Origin of the sequence: Synechococcus sp. W60.3 (assembly GCF_047502615.1) — a bacterium.
Taxonomy (GTDB): Bacteria; Cyanobacteriota; Cyanobacteriia; order Thermostichales; family Thermostichaceae; genus Thermostichus.
In genome coordinates, this window is record NZ_JANSHJ010000043.1 from 8,293 (window position 1) to 8,925 (window position 633).

Sequence of the window (633 nt, forward strand, 5' to 3'; positions counted from 1 at the left end):
TGGAAAACCTGGGGGTGGATCTGTCCAAGGTGCGCACCCAGGTGATCCGCATGTTGGGCGAGACCGCCGAAGTGACGGCAGGGGGTGGGTCTTCCAGCCGCACCAAGACGCCAACCCTGGACGAATTCGGCTCCAACCTCACCCAATTGGCCCAAGAGGGCAAGCTGGATCCCGTGGTGGGTCGGACGCGGGAGATCGAGCGCGTGATCCAGATCTTGGGCCGCCGCACCAAGAACAACCCCGTTCTTATCGGGGAGCCGGGCGTGGGCAAGACCGCCATCGCCGAAGGTCTGGCCCAGCGCATCGTGCAGGGGGACGTGCCCGACATCTTGGCCGACAAGCGGGTGGTCAGCCTGGATATCGGCCTGTTGGTGGCTGGCACCAAGTACCGCGGCGAGTTTGAGGAGCGCCTCAAGAAGATCATGGATGAGATCCGCAACGCCGGCAACATCATCCTGGTCATCGACGAGGTGCACACCCTCATTGGAGCCGGGGCTGCCGAAGGGGCCATCGATGCCGCCAACATCCTCAAGCCGGCTTTGGCCCGCGGCGAGCTGCAGTGCATCGGCGCCACCACGCTGGATGAGTACCGCAAGCACATCGAGCGGGATGCCGCCCTGGAGCGTCGCTTCC

The 633-nt window shown here is 64.8% G+C and carries 1 protein-coding gene; it reads left to right on the forward strand.

Annotation, left to right across the window (positions count from 1 at the left end; translation table 11 throughout):
• Window positions 1-633 (forward strand): AAA family ATPase (locus tag NW846_RS11585; RefSeq protein ID WP_414516094.1); only part of this gene is annotated, 633 nt, incomplete at both ends.